The organism is Vibrio sp. 2096, assembly GCF_033339595.1.
Lineage (GTDB): Bacteria > Pseudomonadota > Gammaproteobacteria > Enterobacterales > Vibrionaceae > Vibrio > Vibrio alginolyticus.
The window spans coordinates 186,974-205,535 of the sequence record NZ_JAWOUX010000001.1 but is presented as its reverse complement, the minus strand read 5'-3'; the positions used below and the strand labels follow the sequence as shown (position 1 = coordinate 205,535).

Annotated in this window: 14 protein-coding genes; 7 read left to right on the top strand and 7 right to left on the bottom strand. The window is 46.3% G+C overall.

Annotated features, from left to right (window positions below; translation table 11 throughout):
- The first annotated feature begins 45 nt into the window (after positions 1-45).
- From R7Q41_RS00960 to R7Q41_RS00945, 4 genes are all read left to right on the top strand, one after another.
- Entirely contained in the window at positions 46-1,053 is a 1,008-nt protein-coding gene (locus R7Q41_RS00960) for a LacI family DNA-binding transcriptional regulator (protein WP_017820101.1), read from the top strand.
- Positions 1,054-1,199: 146 nt separating this feature from the next.
- On the top strand, positions 1,200-1,844 hold the full coding sequence (locus tag R7Q41_RS00955) for a recombinase family protein (RefSeq protein WP_054576561.1): 645 nt from the start codon (positions 1,200-1,202) through the stop codon (positions 1,842-1,844).
- Complete coding sequence (locus tag R7Q41_RS00950) at positions 1,841-3,025, top strand: multidrug effflux MFS transporter (protein ID WP_064376320.1); 1,185 nt, start codon at positions 1,841-1,843, stop codon at positions 3,023-3,025. The genes R7Q41_RS00955 and R7Q41_RS00950 overlap by 4 nt, the downstream gene beginning before the upstream one ends.
- A gap of 77 nt (positions 3,026-3,102) precedes the next feature.
- On the top strand, positions 3,103-3,747 hold the full coding sequence (locus R7Q41_RS00945; protein WP_149191699.1) for an START domain-containing protein: 645 nt from the start codon (positions 3,103-3,105) through the stop codon (positions 3,745-3,747).
- Positions 3,748-3,827: 80 nt separating this feature from the next.
- On the opposite strand, the gene R7Q41_RS00940 is transcribed toward R7Q41_RS00945, so the two are convergent.
- Positions 3,828-5,582, bottom strand: coding sequence for a hypothetical protein (locus R7Q41_RS00940; RefSeq protein WP_017634495.1), 1,755 nt, complete (start codon positions 5,580-5,582; stop codon positions 3,828-3,830).
- Between the two features lie 427 nt (positions 5,583-6,009).
- Here R7Q41_RS00940 and R7Q41_RS00935 point away from each other — a divergent pair, with 427 nt between their 5' ends.
- Complete coding sequence (locus R7Q41_RS00935) at positions 6,010-6,963, top strand: M23 family metallopeptidase (RefSeq protein ID WP_005374721.1); 954 nt, start codon at positions 6,010-6,012, stop codon at positions 6,961-6,963.
- Positions 6,867-7,319: a bactofilin family protein gene (locus R7Q41_RS00930; protein ID WP_080659230.1), complete on the top strand. Its 453-nt coding sequence runs from the start codon at positions 6,867-6,869 to the stop codon at positions 7,317-7,319. The genes R7Q41_RS00935 and R7Q41_RS00930 overlap by 97 nt, the downstream gene beginning before the upstream one ends.
- Positions 7,320-7,407: 88 nt before the next feature.
- On the opposite strand, the gene R7Q41_RS00925 is transcribed toward R7Q41_RS00930, so the two are convergent.
- Entirely contained in the window at positions 7,408-10,158 is a 2,751-nt protein-coding gene (locus tag R7Q41_RS00925) for a M16 family metallopeptidase (RefSeq protein WP_213973068.1), read from the bottom strand.
- Positions 10,159-10,522: 364 nt separating this feature from the next.
- On the opposite strand from R7Q41_RS00925, the gene R7Q41_RS00920 reads away from it, so the two are divergent.
- Positions 10,523-12,409: a methyl-accepting chemotaxis protein gene (locus tag R7Q41_RS00920; RefSeq protein ID WP_054575394.1), complete on the top strand. Its 1,887-nt coding sequence runs from the start codon at positions 10,523-10,525 to the stop codon at positions 12,407-12,409.
- Between the two features lie 117 nt (positions 12,410-12,526).
- Here R7Q41_RS00920 and fecE read toward each other — a convergent pair whose 3' ends face one another.
- From fecE to pvuA, 5 genes are all read right to left on the bottom strand, one after another.
- Positions 12,527-13,291, bottom strand: a complete 765-nt coding sequence (gene fecE, locus R7Q41_RS00915; RefSeq protein WP_054700603.1) for a Fe(3+) dicitrate ABC transporter ATP-binding protein FecE — start codon at positions 13,289-13,291, stop codon at positions 12,527-12,529.
- 2 nt (positions 13,292-13,293) lie between these two features.
- Positions 13,294-14,265: a FecCD family ABC transporter permease gene (locus R7Q41_RS00910; protein WP_318108601.1), complete on the bottom strand. Its 972-nt coding sequence runs from the start codon at positions 14,263-14,265 to the stop codon at positions 13,294-13,296.
- Positions 14,262-15,221 (bottom strand): FecCD family ABC transporter permease, encoded by a 960-nt coding sequence (locus R7Q41_RS00905; RefSeq protein WP_411978722.1) that lies wholly within the window; start codon positions 15,219-15,221, stop codon positions 14,262-14,264. Before R7Q41_RS00905 ends, R7Q41_RS00910 begins: the two co-directional genes overlap by 4 nt.
- 74 nt (positions 15,222-15,295) lie before the next feature.
- Positions 15,296-16,219: a Fe(3+) dicitrate ABC transporter substrate-binding protein FecB gene (locus tag R7Q41_RS00900; RefSeq protein WP_025768676.1), complete on the bottom strand. Its 924-nt coding sequence runs from the start codon at positions 16,217-16,219 to the stop codon at positions 15,296-15,298.
- A gap of 101 nt (positions 16,220-16,320) precedes the next feature.
- Positions 16,321-18,459 (bottom strand): TonB-dependent siderophore vibrioferrin receptor PvuA, encoded by a 2,139-nt coding sequence (gene pvuA / locus R7Q41_RS00895; protein ID WP_318144309.1) that lies wholly within the window; start codon positions 18,457-18,459, stop codon positions 16,321-16,323.
- Positions 18,460-18,562 lie beyond the last annotated feature (103 nt).

Below are 18,562 nucleotides of genomic sequence, written 5' to 3'. Positions count from 1 at the left end.
TATGCTAGTCTTATGACCTCAATTACTGGCAACTAAGTTTTATTCATGAAATCAATTAAACACGTAGTCACATCAAAAGATGTGGCAAAGATGGCAGGCGTCTCTCAATCTACTGTATCGCGCGTGTTTGTTCCGGGTAGCTCAGTATCCGAAAAGACCAAGCAAAAAGTCTTTGAAGCGGCTAAAGCCCTTAACTACCGCCCTAACGCCTTTGCACGTAGCCTGACCACAAACGAATCGAAATTGATAGGTTTGGTGTTTCCTGATGCGGATTACCCTATCCATATGAAAACACTGCAATTAATTTCCAGTGAGTTACAGAAAAAAGGTTATTCTGCCGTATTGATTCCATGGCAAGTGGATGAAGAAGAGGGCCACTCAATCCCAAATATCTTCCAGTATCGCGTCGATGGTGTCATTGCTGCTTCCGCAACCTTCAATAAGTCCCTTTATGAAGAATGTGAAGAGTTTAATATCCCAATTGTTCAATACGCACGAGTTGTTGAAGGTACTAGGAGTAGCTACGTTATCAGTGACAACTACGAAGCAGGCCAACAAGCCGCGCAACTTCTGCACAAAAGTGGCGTGAAGAACGCGGTTTATTTGACGGGAGAAGTGCCAACCTTTACGAATGACGAACGCCAAAGCGGCTTCTGCTCTGAATTTGAAGACCTAACCGGCAAGACGCCACGCATCATTGAAGCCAGCTATGACTACGCGAGCTCACTTGATAAAGTCCGTGCCATACTGGCAGACAAAAATCGGCCTGAAGCAGTGTTCTGTGCAACCGATAACCTTGCGATGGCGGTCATGGATATCGCCCGTATAGAATGCGGGTTGAGGATTCCTCAGGACTTACAAGTCATTGGTTTTGATAATATTCCTCAGACAGAATGGTTAAGCTATCAATTAACCACGTTCCGCCAGGATTTCCGTCGCCTCGCTCGCGAGTGCGTGAAGATCATTGTTGATCAAATTAATACGAAAAACGGCAGCCTAGTAAAAATGATGGTGCCAGTGAAGTTAATCGAGCGCCAGACAACAAAAGCTTAAATAGCTATAGCCAGCCATTCGGTTGGCTTTTTTATTTGCCTCTGACTCCCAAACGGCTCATTTAGTGTTGTAAGCATTAATGAACCCATGTATATTTATGAGCTATTACACTATATGAACCAAACAAAAAAAGGCTCATAATCCTTATGACCACGTATCTTTACACTCGTTATTCGCCAAAAAATCGAGCTTACCAAGAGCACCTTAATACTCTAAAAGCTTTTGCTCCCGAAGCTCAGCATTTTGAGGATAAGGTTCGTGGTTGCATGCCTCCAACCGAGAGAGAGGCATTCTTACAACTGCTCGATTCCGTCAGAACTGGGGATACGATTGTGCTCTGGTGGCTGACCGCATTTGGTCGCGACTTTAGTCAAGCATTGAACACAATAAAAATGCTACTCGATAAAGGGGTAACATTGAAAACCGTATGTGAATCACTAACTTTTGAGCCAGGTTCTGTTCAAACTCAAACACTACTCACAGTGTTATCTGGATATGGGAAAGTGCAGACTGAACATCGCCTGTTTGCCGCAGAGCAAGGGCGACAGGCCATTAAAGAGCAGCCAGAATTATGGAAACAGAAGTTTCGCGGCCGCCCCGCAAACAAAACCAAACACCAACAGATCGCAACGTTACTGCTAGAAGGCTACACATTGCAAAACGTGGCAGAGCAATGCGAAGTCAGTCTATCGACTGTGAAGCGGGTCAAAGCAAAGCTAAATGAAGTGGATGACGAAGGCGGCTTAAGATCACGACGCCAAAAAGGTTGTTTGAATGGAGACCAGTCATGAGTCGCCCAATCAACTTTCATACTATACTACTCGCCTGTCTTATTATTAGCGTTGGCCAGTTGAGCATGGGGCTAGTCATGCCCTCTTTGCCATGGATAGCAAAAGACTTTTCCATCTCCCTCGACCAAGCTCAACTACTTGTGAGTATTTATTTGCTCGGCTTTGGCCCCTCTCAATTTATCTACGGGCCAGTGTCAGATGCTTTAGGACGAAAAAGAGTATTACTTACCGGTTTACTCATCGCGATGTCTGGTCTGCTGATGATTATTTTCTTCAGTGACACATTTACAGGGATGGTAATGGGGCGCTTTTTACAAGGGTTAGGTACAGGATGCTGCGCGGTACTCGCGAGGGCGTCGACTCGAGATAGATTTAGCGGGGATGAACTCCCAGTGGCAATGTCTTACATCGCCATGGCGGCTTCAATCACGCCACTTATTGCACCTGTGATTGGCGGCTTTATCAACTTCCACTTCGGTTGGAGTATGGTGTTTATTTCTCTATTGGGCTATGTCTCGCTGGCCTGGGTAATCATCGCCTTTAAGTTCACAGAAACCATCACAAAACGTTCTGTCATTCCGTCACCCCGAAAAATGTTACTCCAATACAAGAGCTTACTTACGTCTCGTTACTTTATGAGTTTCGCCAGTATCAGTTGGTTAAACTTCAGCTTAATGATTACGACAGTCTCTGTGATGCCATTTATCATGCAAGATCAAATTGGCATGACCTCCGCTCAATACGCGATGTGGGCGCTCATTCCCGCTTTGGGTATGTTATGTGGTACCACGATTTGTAACCGAGTAAGGCCAATTATTGGCAATAAAAAAATGCTGCTTTGCACCCCATTTCTTCACCTCGCTGCCGCAATATGGTTATTTTTCTGCCCTGTTGAGCCTCTATTTCTGATGCTAGGACAGCTATTAATGATCTTGGGTAATGGTATTGCCCTACCTTGTGCACAAGCGATGGTAATGCAACCTTATAAAAAGCAAGCAGGTGCCGCAGCGGCAATGTCTGGTGGTGGACAAATGGTCGTCTCCTCATTGGTCAGCTTAACTCTGGTGCAGCTTGGATTGAGTCAAGCATGGCATCTAGCGATCGTTATCGTAATATTTGCATCGCTTACCTTCACCAACATTCAACGTGGCTTTAGTGCAGAGCAACCTTCAGAACAATAACAACAAACATACTATTGTCCTTATAGCTACAACAAATCGTATAAATTTAAATTTAGGAAAAGTTGGCGGATACTAACATGATGTTGCATTTAAGAATGGGCGCCGTAACACTCGCCACATTGATATCCGCTGGTACTGATGCGAGCGCCAACGAGAACTGGCAGTTCGAGAGTGACAAGAATGGAATCACAATTTACTCCCGAGAACATAGTGACGGTTTAGTTGAGATCCGTGCCCGGATGTTCACACCCACCAGCTATGGTGCATTTTTAACGCTACTGGAAGACAGTGACAACATCCCGAACTGGATTGACAATGCCAGTCATAGCCGGGTTTTAAATCAGATATCGGCCACCGAGAACATCGTTTACACCCAGTTTAAAGCACCATGGCCTGCCAAAAATCGGGATATGGTCACCTACTCAAAGTACTGGGTCGATGAGCTGGGATTCACCATAGAAATCAAAAGCGCACCTGACTCATATCTTGCTGAACAAAATGGTTATGTTCGAATTCGCTCGGTTGATGCGACTTGGGAGTTACAAAAACTCACAAACGATACAACACTCGTGGAATACAAGGCGTTTGCTGATCCCGGAGGTCTATTGCCAAACTGGCTGATCAACAAACTTTCAAAAGAAAGTGCATGGGCGACATTTGGTAACTTAAGAAAAGAGTTACCTGAATATCAGCAATACTCTCATCCTCAAATAGATGAGTAAGCGTCGCTCTTCCCACTCGCTTTTTAATGCGGTACATAATAACAAAAGGCGGCATATGCCGCCTTTTTCTACTCAATGTGTTACTGTTGTGCAACCGTTACAGGTTTAGTTGCACCACGGTAATCAAACTCAAAACCAATACCTTGGTCTGTCACGTCCATCGTCATACCACCAACAAGCTCGCCTTGTAAGCTTTTGACAACATCATCCGGAACCGGCTCCCCAGTGATTGACGACGCACTCTCTAACACTTCCAAAATACGCTCTGAATCAAAATCAAAGCTGAACAAGCCATTTGGAGAAAGTGATTGCGCCATCACTTCTTTGCTTGCTTCCGCAGCACTATCACCACTGTAAAGGGTGAAATGGTTTTCGTTTAGACGAGCAAACACGTCCACCTTCATGCCAGTATGCATTTCTAATAGGTCACTGACATTAACAGGTTGGTTATCCGGTTGAATTTGCAATTGAGCAAGTTCAGGAACGAACATTTGCGCAGTTTGAATAAGCATCATTGGATCATTGGCAGAAAGAGACAACATACCATCTAGCTGGCTAAATACTTCACCATGCTGAGCATTAGTATCTACTTTGATATCAAACATTTGCAGGCTTAAGCCTTTGAGGCCGTTAACCATGCCTGACCCCATGCTTACAGCGGCTGCTGGATTCTGGCCGCCCATCTCTTGCTGCATTTGTGTCAATAAAGAGCATTGATATTGAGGCTGGGTCAAGTCAGCCCAAATCTGACCAATCGATGGCGCTAGCGTATTAATGTCTAAACCAAGCGCCATACTAAAGAAACTCTTATCACTTTTAGACTCTGCCAATACACCACGAATTGACTTGAGCGCATCTAGAATCACTTTATTGTTGGACTCAACAACAAAAGAACCTTTAATGAACGCCTGATCGCCTTTCATCTTGTATTCTGCAAACGCGACGGACTGAGGCCAGTTTTCTGCAACTTGAGTAAGCTCAGTATGGCAGGCTGGTGAACGCATTTCCTCAATAGTTGGTTCAGGATCTATTGCATCCAACGTGCTGATTTGACGAGCAAACATATTGCCATCTTTCGTCGTCAAACCTTTAATCACTTCGCGATGATCAAAGTAACCAAAAGAGTTGTTGTTTTCACCGTATTTGGCTTGCAACGCCTCAAGGCGTCCACTGTCAGCAATATTTTGACTTGGTGCTTCAAGCCCTAATGCCATTTTAATCGGGTTTTGAACGCCCAGTTGCGGAACATCAACCGTTAACGTAAGCACGTTATCAACCACGGCTACAACCAAGCCAATACCGTCCTGCGGGTCAATTGAATCAGTCATCTCGTAACGACGATACTCGACTTCACCAAGCTTAACCAACTCATGCTTAGCGCCGCTCATCTGCTCTTCATGATCCAGTGTTTTCCATAACGCGGCAGGGTCTTCAATATCCACTTTGTACACCGGTACCATACCAATTGTGTACAACACAGGATTAATGTTTTCCCCGGTGCCCAAATAAGCTTTTAATGTTTCTGGCGACGCAGCACTCTCTAGGTATCCATCGAATAAGTTAACTGCAAACTGCTGTTGTGGAGACAGTGGTTCATCGGCAAAAAGTTCTGCAATCGAGCCTTGATTCGCCGTACCGAATGCGTTCATGTATTTATAATGGTTAAAAGGTTCAGTCTGATACGTCACCATAAGTGAATCTGCAGGAACTTGCGTTAACAGTGAGCCTGCATCACTCGCGGTAGTATTGTTTTGGTACAGGTAGCCAGCGCCCCCTGCTGCTGCGACCACTGCTGTAGCCAATAGTAGTTTTTTCACGACCAACTCCGTTGTCATAGTTATGTGTTCCTAAACGAAATGTAACGCTTAGGTTTAAAGCCAATGAATAGTGCTTTATATCAACCGCTATCATAAACAAGTTATCGATGTAATGAATGTCGGTTTGATAAATTATCCAACATTTATAAGGCAAACCGTGAAGTAAGTTGAATTGCGTGCGGATGCTATTGGCAATATTCACAATCCAATTTCTCGGATAACCGCCTTAAAAATCATAATATTCAGTTAAATGAAGCGATTTGGAGTAATTACGACCAAAATCAGCAGAATATTAAATCTTTATTGAGTCTTTTATCTAATATCTGAAAACGCCTCACGACCTGACACTTCTTTCCAATTTGCCTCTGGCAGTCCCTACTCGTTTTCCTTACATTCCTACTAACTCAGTGACGAGACGTATACCAAATACGAGCAATAGAAGACGATGAAAGACCAGTTGACGATCTCTATATCAACTATCAATGGCTCAAGACATTGGTACTTCAGTAAAAGGATGCAACGCAACATAAAAACGTTTTTCGTTTTTTTTGTTGTTGCTCTGGCCGCGACCGTAATCTTAATTCATCACTTGTACACTCGCGTTGATAATGCAGCGTTAAAACAAGCTGAATTGACAGAGCATTCACGCACCATGGGTGAAGAGCTCAGCACACTGAAAACACTTAAATCAGAGCTAGAAAATGACCTTTCAGAACGGGAAGAACGGGTACAACTTGTTTCGGAACGTTTGGGTGAATTAGAGAAAGTGCTTGGGGTTGGAGAACATACCTCGACAAATAACTTGGATGCTAGGCTCGATGCAGCGGCGATAACCTCAAACGTTCGCATGGTGTTATTAAACCAAATACCAAGTGGCTCTCCAGTCGGCAACGTACGGCTATCTTCCGGATTCGGTAAGCGTATCCATCCGGTGACAAAAGTTGCCAAAATGCATCGTGGGCTCGATTTTGCCGTAAATATCGGCACCAAAATTTATGCCCCTGCCGATGGGGTAGTGGAAGTCACCCGCCGCAGTAATAAAGGCTCTGGTAACTTCCTCAGGCTGCAACATTCTTTCGGTTTTTCGAGTTCTTATTCGCACTTGAAAGCGTTCAAAGTAAAAAGTGGTCAGTTCGTCAAAAAAGGGCAGCTGATTGCAATTTCCGGCAACAGTGGGCTCTCTTCTGGCCCTCACCTGCATTACGAGGTGCGATTTGTTGGGCGAGCACTGAATCCGAAACCATTTGTCGATTGGAGCCTTAATGATTTCGAAGACATTTTTACTAAGGAGCGAAGAATACGATGGGAATCTTTAATCAAAACAGTGGAACAACGAGTAGCTCAGCAGCTTCAACTCTCATCGCCAAAGGCTGTTCTCTTAGCGGAGAACTCAAAGTAGAAAACGATGTCCAGATTGATGGCATCGTCGATGGTCAAATTAACGTGGAAGGCACTCTCGTTGTCGCAGAAAGCGGGCGAGTAAACGGTGAAATCTACGCTAAACAGCTGATCATTAATGGCATGATGGACGGAAACTGTCACGCAGAACACATTCAAGTGCTTGCCAAGGGACGCGTAAGCGGTAGGATCTGGAGCAATAACCTCAGCATTGAACCTGGTGGCAAATTCTTTGGTGAAGCAGCCGAATTACCTGAAAAGGAAGTGGTAACGTTAAAGGGTAAGGCTCAAGACAGTGCGAACACAAAAGAAAACAACACCAACAATGAAAAGCGACTTGCGCGTAAATCAGCATAAAACGCTCTGATTAAAGTGCTTAAAAAAGACGGCTTTCACGCCGTCTTTTTTATTACTATTGCCACGATTTTCGTCAGAAACTACGTGATTATTCGGCCGGATTTAAAACCATCACCGAGCGTTTTGCCTGTGGACCAAAAGCTGATTTTGCATGCGCTTTCACTTCATCTAACGTCACACTTTTAGCCACTTTCTCAACGTCAAGTAACACATCGACGCCGTAATCATGCACCAAATAACGAGTATATGCCCATGATCTCTGTGCTGGGTTGTCATCCAATCCTTGCATCGCGACTGCCAGTTGTTTCGCGGCCGTATCCACTTCTTTTTGGGTAATATTTGACGCTAAACCATCAAACACTTTGCCTAGTTTACTCTCTAAAAGTGCCACGTCTTCGGGCTCAACTTGAGACTCCAAGAGCCAATCAGAGATGGGTTCGCGATCTTGTGTCATGGTGTAAATGCTCGGGCTGTAATCAAGGCTAGACTCTTCTCGCACAATATCCAAAACACGTGCATTACTAATACGTTGCAAAATATCTTCGATAACCGTGTCTCTTGCCGTACGTTGGTAATCGCTCGTATTAGTCAAACGCATTACATACAACGATGAAGGTTCATGCCCATCCGCAACCACAGTTCGCTCCGGCACTTCCGGGTTAAACGCAACGTGATAATCAATCGAACGACTCGGTTTCATTTCGATAGAGGCCACATATTTACGCAAAAGTGGTGTAATTTCTTCCGGCTCTACGTTTGCAACAATAACCATCTTAAAACCATCATTGGTTTTGAAAAGTTGCTCATGCACCGCTAGTATCTGCTCGGAAGTCACTTGTTCAACATCATCACTGGACACTATACGATGACGACTACCCGGCAAATAAGAATTGCCGTTTGCTTTTTGAATCAGTTTTCCCATCGGTGATTCAAAAAAAGCGCCGCTCTGCTGTTTAAACTCTTGCTTCGCTGCTGCCATCTGGCGCTCGTCGACTTTAATCTCCGTCGCTAGGTTGTATAGTCCATTCAAAGCATCAGTTAGGTGCGTATTTGGCGCCGTAATTTGTGCTCCGTGACTGGTCGCATCAAGCATCGCGCCAAGCGCAATGTTGTTTTTGCGTAAGTAGCTATCTAGCTCTGAACCAGAAAATGCCCCTAACCCACTGCGTATTGCCGTTGTTGCTGCGATTTCATAAGCGGCATACAACGTCGGATCAACAGCGGCTTTACCACCTTGGCTCGCATAGTAAATATACGCTCGACCACCCGCTTTAGTATCTTTTTGGAACCACACTTCGACACCGTTTGATAGCGTATAGACTTGAAAACCACCCGCTTCCTGACGCATGCTCGTGATGCTGCCTTCCTGGGTAGGCTTTAAGAATCCATCCACTTTGTCATACATCTCTAACGGTTTTTCGCCAGTTTGAAGATAGGCACTGTTTAGAGCGGCAAATACACCATTGAACTGTTCTGACGTTTCGCTTTTCCCCAAACCAATAAAAAAGCTTGGCTGCTGAGATAACAAAGCCGCCAATTGTGTGTTAATGCTCTCTAAATTCTCGTTGTTGATGAATTCTGCCAAACTCTGGGCATAATTCTCTTTTGATTGGCTGACACTGTCTTGTCCAATTTGAAAAACACGTGCTTCTGCGTAACTGTTTGGCTTACGCTGACTCCAATCTGAATCAATATTTGCAAGTTCACCTTGCCAATTTGACATAACGCTATCTAACTCGGATTGAGTCGCACCATAATCTCTCAACGACGCCAAGGTACGAATGAAAGTCTGGTGCATTTGTTCGCGGCGATCTGGTGCAAACGAAATCCCTGCCGACATCATACGCTGATAGTTAGAGTAATAGGGCTCTGCATAAGCGTATTGAAAAGGTTCAGCGGCATCACTGAGTACACGGATCAAACGCTGTTGAATGAGTTGTGTTGCGACTTCATCACGCCACACTTCATGTTGTTGCTCAATCGTCGTGCCGCCACTTAGACCACGCTCAATCACTAAATGAAGACTTGGTGATTCCATCGTGTTACTTGGCAAGATTCTGTTTTCGTTGTTCACTCGAATATCACGGCGCTTCTCTATTACCGTATCCGAGGTACTTTCCCAGTTCGAGAACTTGCTTTTGATAATCTTGGACAGTGAATCTACGTCGATATTACCAGTCACAATCAACTCGGCATTTTGTGGCTGGTACCATTTGTCGTAAAACGCCTTTAACTTACTTGAGGAAGCATTTTGAATCGCTTCGCGAGTACCAATTGGGTCATGCTCACCATACATAGTGCCTTCAATCGAGGCTTGGTAAGCATGCATAGAAAAGGACTTATCATCCGGATTGGCACGTCGCCATTCCCCGAGAATCACCCCTTTTTCTTTCTCTACTTGCTCAGGAGCAAACTCAAGTCCGTTACCGATATCTCTCATCCACTTCAGGGCATCTTCTAGCTTCGTATTATTCGCAAGGTCAAGTTGGTAAGACGTTTGCTGATAACTGGTAAAAGCGTTGATATCAGCGCCAAAGCTACCACCAGATTGCTCGAAAAGTTTGACAACGTCGTTACCGGTAAAATGCTCACTACCATTAAACGCCATATGCTCAACAAAGTGAGCGTAACCCTTTTGAGAAGATGTTTCTTGGAATGAGCCGATATTCATCACCAAACGGACCGAGACTTCTTGGTCTTCTGTTGGATAAAGATGGTATTTCATACCGTTCGATAACTGGTCCACGTGCCAGTTGGCGTCAGGTTGAATCGGCGTCGACTGTTGTATCAGAGCACACCCTGACACTAATAACGCGGGGACTAACAATATACTGCGCATAACGATTGCCCATAACAATGATTAAGCTAATCAATATATATCCGGTGCTATAACCTTCACATTTTTAATGGATTATCAGACACGCAAATGTGATAAAGATCACCATTTATTGAAATAAATTCTCATTTACAAAAATCGACAAATCCTTACTTTACAAATACATAAATAATATCGTTCCAAATCCTTTTGCTTATTTGATGTAAAACTCAAATTCGCGACATGGAGTCAGTATTTATTTTGAGCAATAAAATATAATTATTGAACAGATTCGAATCTGACTTTCTGCTGCATATTCAACAGCGCAGAGAGCACTGATGAGAATAAAAACACAACAACTATTATTCAAAGATCTATTATTCGCTTTATGTTCAAAAATCTATCACTAAAAAACAAACTGGCAATCTCTGCCAGTGCCGCCATCATTCTAGGGGGAGTGCTGGTAGAGGGGCTGTCTTTTCGAGATTCATTAAACAGGCTCGATGTCGAAGTCGCACAGCGACTAGAAAGCACTAGCGCATCTTACAATCAATACGTAAAGGACTGGCTACTCTCTAAAGAGCGCGCACTAACTTCACTCTCTTCTGATTCAGAGAAACGTTCTCTGGTTACGCATTTGAAACAAGTCCGAGACTCTGGCGCGTTCGATAACGTTTTCCTCGCTTACCCGGACGGGTCACAAGACAACGCTAATGGGGTGGTTTTGCCACCAGGTAATAACGATCCTCGTAAGTGGGGTTGGTATACCAATGCAATCGCCAACCCATCGAAAGTCTTTATGGATAACCCGACCGTCGCAGCTGCCACGGGGGCTAACGTCGTGTCGCTCGGTAAAGCCCTGCAATTGCATGGTCAAACCGTCGTTCTGGGTGCTGACGTAGAGATCGGTGATATCCTGAACAGTCTCAACCAAGTGATCCTACCGGGTGAAGGTTATATGTTTATTGCCAATGAACAGGGCAATATTTTCACTCATAACAACGGTAAACTGCTGAATCAACCGGTTAGCAAGCTGGGCCTCAACAACAACGACATTACGTCTGCCGCACGTTCAGGTACAGAGCGTCGCGTCTCTATTAACGGCACCGAATATGTGATTTACGCGCGCCACATAGAGGGTACCAAACTCACAACGGTCACAGTGTTAGATCAAAACTCGTTGGTTGCCCCACTTTACGATGCAGTTTGGGATCAAATCATCGCAACCACTATCGTCGTCGTTATCTGTGTGGCTTTGTTTAACCTGCTATGTAACATCTTGTTCCGTCCGCTCTACAATGTTTCGAATGCGCTTGCGCAAATCGCCAACGGTAGCGGCGATCTGACTCAACGCATCAAAGTAGAAAACCGTGACGAAGTTGGTGAGCTGGCTGAAAACTTCAACCAGTTCGTTGAAAGTTTGCAGCAACTTATTGGTCACATTCGTCACCAAGCGGAAGAACTGAGCCAACAATCGGAGCTGAGCACGACTCGCGCGAATCAATCGGTTTCCGATCTGAACCATCAGCAACAAGAAATCACTATGGTGGCGACCGCTGTGACTGAAATGGCATCAGCAACGCAAGAGATTGCAGCACATGCAGAGCAGACGGCTAAAGCCGCTCAAGACTCTTCAGCAAGCACACAAAACGGTCATGAGTTGGTGATCAATTCCAAATCGTCCATCAATAATTTGTCTTCTGAAGTCAACCAAGCGAGCGTTGTCATCGGTGAGCTCAACCAGCACGCGCAAGACATCTCAACCGTGCTATCAACGATTCGAGACATCGCAGAGCAAACCAACTTACTGGCTCTGAATGCGGCGATTGAAGCGGCGCGTGCAGGTGAACAAGGTCGCGGTTTTGCCGTTGTTGCAGACGAGGTTCGCGTGCTATCACAACGCACACACACCTCAACCGAAGAGATTCGCTCGACGATCGAGACCTTGCAGCAAACCACACAACGCGCAGTGGCCATCATGGATACAAGCTCTCAGCTCGCGCAAGGTTCGGTGGAAGATGCTGATCGCGCAGCACTGGCTCTGGATGAAATCAACGCGGCCGTTGCGCTGATCAGCGATATGGCAACGCAAATCGCGACCGCCGCCGAAGAGCAAACGCACGTAACCAATGAAATCACGCAAAACGTCACGTCCATTAAAGATGTGACCGATCACTTGGTAGTTGGTGCCGAAGAATCGATGAATCAATCTGCTGAGCTGAAATCGCAAGCTGAGGATCTCAACTCGAAAGTGGCGACGTTTAAACTGGCTTAAACGCCACATTAAGGACGCTCTTAAAAACAACAAACCCCGCTAGCAACTTTGTTACTAGCGGGGTTTGTTTTTATGGATCGACGTTTTTATTGCAGATAGCTTTCCAAAGACGTAAACCTACACCGCCACACACATCGGCGTGCCTGAGATTGGGTCATTAAATACTCTCGCTTGTAAATCAAACACCGATGACAACATGCCTTCTGTCATTACCTCTTGCGGTGTTCCCTGCGTGACTAACTGACCTTTTTCCAACACCACCAAATGATCGCAGTAACGGCACGCTTGGTTTAGATCGTGCAGCACTACGACCACTGTTTTGCCTTTGTCGTTCATCTGCCTCATGAGTTTCATCAGCTCAACTTGGTGAGAGAGATCCAAGTAAGTGGTTGGCTCATCAAGCATCACTACGTCGGTATCTTGCGCCATTACCATCGCAATCCACGCTCTTTGCCTTTGACCGCCAGACAACGATTCAACTGGCTTGTCAGCAAACTCAATCACGCCAGTATCTTGCATTGCTTGCTCGACCAAGGCTTTGTCTTGTTGACTTAACCTGCCCCAATGAGAGAGATAAGGCGAGCGGCCATATTCGACCAGTTTTCTGACGGTAATACCTTCAGGACTGACAAGAATCTGCGGCAGCAAAGACAACGAACGCGCCAAGCGTTTATCACCGTAGCTGCTTAGTGGTTTGTCGTCATACAACACTTGGCCAGAAGCAGGTTTATTGATGCGTACCAAGGTTTTTAATAGTGTCGATTTACCGCAACCATTTGGACCAACTAGTGCGGTAATTTTACCTTGAGGAATCGACAAAGAGAGATCTGGAATGATGGTCTGTTTGCCGTACGCGACGGATAAGTTCTGCGTTCGTAACATGCTTACCAACCTCTGTAACGATACAAAAGAAAAATGAAATATGGTGCGCCAATAACAGATGTTAGCACTCCCGCTGGTAGCTCAATTGGCGGCTGTAAGCCTCTCGCTAAACCATCGGCGCAAATCACCAACAAAGCGCCAAGGGTTGCAGCGGCTGGAATCAACAACTTGTGGTTGTGGCCAAACAGCAAACGCGCAAGATGCGGCGCAAGCAGGCCAACAAAGCTGATCGTGCCTGCCACAGACACACTGATGCTCGCCAATAGCACGGCAGCAATCAGCGCAAGAATTTGGATCTGTCTTGGTTTCGTGCCAAGTGTAGTGGCGCTTTCTTCTCCCAGTCCCATAACATCTAGCCGCCAAGCCAGCCAAAACGCCAATGACAGTAGCAGCAATAAAGCACTCCAAATAAACGGCACTTGTTGCCAGTTTCGTCCCCACAAACTGCCGGTTAGCCATACCATCGCCGTGTTGATTTCAATAGGGTGCACAATCAGAAGAAAATCGATACCGCTAGCTAAAAATGCGCTGACAGCAACACCAATCAGCGCCAAACGTGCTGGTGTTGGTTTCGACCAGTAAGCCAGCACAGCAATAAAGCCAGCAGCAAGCAAGCCTCCCGCCATGGCGACCATCGGCAACATTGCCACTGGCGCATTCGGATACAGCACCAAACAAGCGGTAGCCGCCAGTCCTGCTCCGGCGCTTATCCCCATTAAATCTGGTGAGGCAAGTGGATTACGGATGACGCCTTGAACTAAAACGCCTGACACCCCCAACCCAGTGCCCACGCCAATGGCGAGCAACATTCTCGGTAATCGATATTGGTGAATCACAAAGTCCGAGTCAGAGAAAGAAAACAGTAATGCAAAAACCTGTTGAGCCGACATGTTCGCCGCACCAACAAACAGCGTGAGAGAAGACGCAATCAGCAACAATCCAACTAATGCAAACAGTTTGGTTTGATTCATCATGATGATTTCCTCATTGCAATCGCGATAAAGCAAGGTGTGCCCAACAGCGCGGTAATCACGCCCACTGGCGTTTCAGCCGGAAAAGCAATCGCTCGTGATAAAGCATCTGACCACGTCACCAATGCCGCGCCACACAAGGCGGAAACCGGAATGAGAATGTGATAGTTGTGACCAACAATCGGGCGTACCAAGTGCGGCACTAACAACCCGACAAAGCCAATTGGTCCAGAAATCGCTACGCTAGTTCCTGCCAACAGCACAACCGATAATCCACTGATAAATCGCGTAAGACGAATGTTACCACCTAGCCCAACAGCAACTTCGTCCCCCAACGCGAGTAAATTTAAGTTTCGCGCTAAGCCCATGGCGAGCACCAAACCTAAAGTCGCAAAAGGCCACAGTTGCTGCAACTGCTCAGAATCTACCGCAGAGAGTGAACCCGTTAACCAATGCAACACGCTGTAAGCCATGTCATCCGCCAAAATTACCGACGCACGAGTTAACCCTATCAGCAGTGCACTGATGGCAATGCCCGCTAGCACTAAACGCAATGGGTGAGAACGCGCGGAAAAAAAACCGCCCAACAACATGACCGCACCACCACTTAGTAGCGCGCCGAGTACTGCGTTGATGATTGAGTTCAATTGACTAAAGAATGGTACGCCGATGGACGCCAAGGCCATAAAACAAGCCGCACCAGCATTAATGCCGAGAATGGATGGCGACGCCAAAGGGTTACGAGTTAATCCTTGCATCAGCACTCCGGATACCGCAAGCGAAGCGCCAATTAATAACCCAGCATAGGCACGAGGCGCACGCAGCGTCGCGAGGATTTGATGCAGCATATTGCCCTCATCAAACGCAAACCAATAGCTTGTCAGATCATTAACGCTCAAAGAAAAGTTGGACCAGCCAATCATTGAGGCTGCATAGCCTGAGAGCGTACACAACGCCATAGCACAGACAAACAAGCTCGCTTTCCAATGCGATTTGCTAACCGAAGACGCGCTTTCCGAGCTTATCGCCGCACTCATGAGCGCTCCAATAACGCTTCAAGATTGCGGGCAATTTCTTCCGCAGCCAACATGCCGCGATTTAACGACCACAGTTCAGGAGAAACCTCAACAAGTTGCTGTTTTTTCGCAGCAGTTAGCAACTTAAACAATGGATTTTTGCGCCACTCATCCACAATATTTGGTTGAGAGTAAAGTCCAACTAACAACCAATCAGGGTTGGTTTTTAGTAAAAGTTCGAAACTGGTTGGGATATACGCTTTTTGCTCAGATGGAGCCAGCGGGCTTTGGATGCCCAGCATACTCAAAACGCCCCCAGCGTAAGAAACCGGGCTATGCAACCACATCCCTTTGTCAGAAACCACACCAAACTGAATGGTTTCCTGTGTTGCAAAATGCTGTTTGAACTCCGCCATTGTCTGTTTGTGCTGCTCAATTCGTTGTGTCATTTTCGCTTGTTTGCCAATTGCCACGCCGATTTTGTGTGCGGATTCGAGATTTTCTTGATATGTCTCACCACGGCTTTTTAACAGCAAAGTTGGCGCAATTCGCTGCAAATCTTGATAAATCGCGCGATGACGTTCTGCATCAGCAATGATCAAATCCGGCTTGAGCACCGCAATCGCCTCTAAACTCGGTTGCGAGCGCATGCCGACCGATTGCCAAGGACCAACCTTGGCACGAACAGCAGGAATGACTCGTGTGGCATCGTTGTCATCGGCGACGCCTACAGGTGAGACATCGACTGCCGCTAATGCATCGACAAACGAAAATTCTAAAACCACAATACGTTGAGGTATCGCTTCTAGCTCAAAAGTGCCTTGCTCATCTTGCACGCTGCGCGCCTGAGAAAATGCGCTAAATGACATCAAAGCTGAGCTCAACAGCATCAGCAAAACTGTTGAAAAGTGTTTGATCGTAAATTGTTTTTTATTTTTCATCTTGCTTTTTTCCAGTGCTAAGAGTTTTCCATTACCTAAGATCGGCAAAGTCGCCAAGGTAAATTGGCGACTTTTCTTTTCAAACTCGGTGAACGAAACGCTTAAAACTGATAGTTCAGATCCAGTGTGTAAGAGCGTCCCGGAGCTGGGTACCGACCAACTGGGCTTGTATCAATCCCGCGGAAGTAATACTCCTCGTCAAACAAGTTGTTCACCGCAACATTCATGCGTAACTTGCCTTTGTCGTCTTTGTATAAATCCGTCCCCAAGTTGAAGTTCCACACCATGTAAGATGGTACTTTACCCGTTGCGCCAGTTGCATCTTCGGCACTGGTGTTGGCGTTATCGGTATACGAATCACTAAAGTAGAAGCCCGATAGCGTGGTGTCCATGCCGTAAAATGCGTAGGTTGCATCCCAACCAAGCTGATGCTTAGAGGTGTAAGGCAGTTGATTACCTTTATTCGCGCCTTCTTCTTCAAGCGTAGCGTCTAGATAGTTGTAGCTTGCGCCTAAACTCAGTGCAGGTAGTGCTTCAGGCACGTAACGAGCAGAAAGCTCTATGCCTTGGTGAAGTGTTTTTCCGATGTTATCGAAGGTCTGCGTTGAGCTTTGCCATTGCAATTGATCTTCAAAGTCGATGCGATAAAGTGCAGCGTTAAAGCTGGTCGCATCTTGGGTGTAACGCGCGCCGACTTCGTAGTTCCAAGCCAGTTCGCTACCTTCTTCACCCAAACCTCGGATGTAGGCAATTTGTGGCGCACGAAGTGATTTTTGCGCGTTCGCATACGTCACCCACTGGTCAGTTAAGTTGTATGCCACCGTCAAACCTGGCAACCATTCCGTCACGGTGTTGTCTGCCGTTTGTTTTTTACCACGATCGGTAAACGTCATTCGAACCGACTCAACACGCAACCCAGGCGTTACCTTCAATGTATCATTGAACAAACCAATTTCGTTGCTAACGTATCCAGCAAACGCGTCCGTATCTAGATGCCAATCACGCGGAACGCTGGTTGCACCACCGGCGATTGGAGTCTGAGTGAGTTTGTAGTCAATGTCTTCATTAACATAACGGGTACCCACGATCCAGTTTTGAGTAACGGATTTACCTTCGCCAAAGTACATCGCCATTTTTGGCTCTATACCATACACGGTAAATTCACGTGGAGAGGTACGAACGTCCGTCGCTGGCAGAGCCGGATCCGCCCAATGGCCACCCGCGCTGTTAAAGCCCCACTTGAAAAGACGCTCTGACTTATGGCCAAACGTTAGCACTTCTAGCTCGGCACTGTCGGCAAATGGCAAATCGTGGATGTACTTAACACTCCAGCGCGTCGACTTACCTTCATAATCATCGTAAGGACATTTCGATTGGTGACGATCTTGCTCGTAATCTTGTGGCGAAAGTGCGCCCGGCATTTGCGTTTCAGCATCGTAACGTTGCAGGAATGCTTGAATCTCTTGAGTGTCACTCAGTAGCCACTGTGCTTTGGCTTGGAAGTTCTTCACGTCCGTATCGGAATGTTCACGGAAGCTTTCACCTTTTAGGAAGTTACCTTCCAACTGTAGTGCAAATGTGTCGCTTAACCAGCCGCCCGTGCGTAGGTAAAAATCATTCAGCGGCGCATCACCGCCATCAAACACGGTAAGGCGGTTACTGATTTCAGTTTGCCACGTGTGTGGAATCGGTTTGGTCACTAAGTTGATCACACCACCGACGTTGTTTGGGCCGTACTGTACTGCGGCACCACCGCGTACAATGTCAATACGATCAAGCATCGACAGTGTTGCTGGGAAGATAGACTGACCAGTGTGACCATATGGCGCAAGTGTTAGCGGTACACCATCCATCAAGAACTGAGCATGACCACTACGGCTTGCTTTCAAACCACGTACGGAAATGTTAGGCAATACGCCCGTTCCGCTTTCATCCTGAACTTTAATACCCGGCACGCGCTGTAGCGCGTTATCAATCGAGCCTGCGGCGGTTTTCTCGATTTGATCGCGGGTAATGACGGTACGAGCACCTGGGTACTCTTTGACGTCTTCAATTTCAGATTTACCAATCACGCTACCAGTGACAACGACGGTTTCCATCGTGGTAGTTTGTTCTTTTTTAGCAGGAGCAGCAACCGCGCTCATGGATGTGGCAGAAGCGATTGCAATCGCAAGCACACTGTAAGTGGTAGACAAACCAGCACGTACACGCACTTTACCATCCAAATTCTGGTAAGACATTAAGATCTCCTTTGCGAGAAATTGAGCCTCGGGCAGAATACATCCCGTAGGCTCTAGGGGCTAAACATCCTCAATATGAGGAAAAAATCGGCTAACAGGCGCT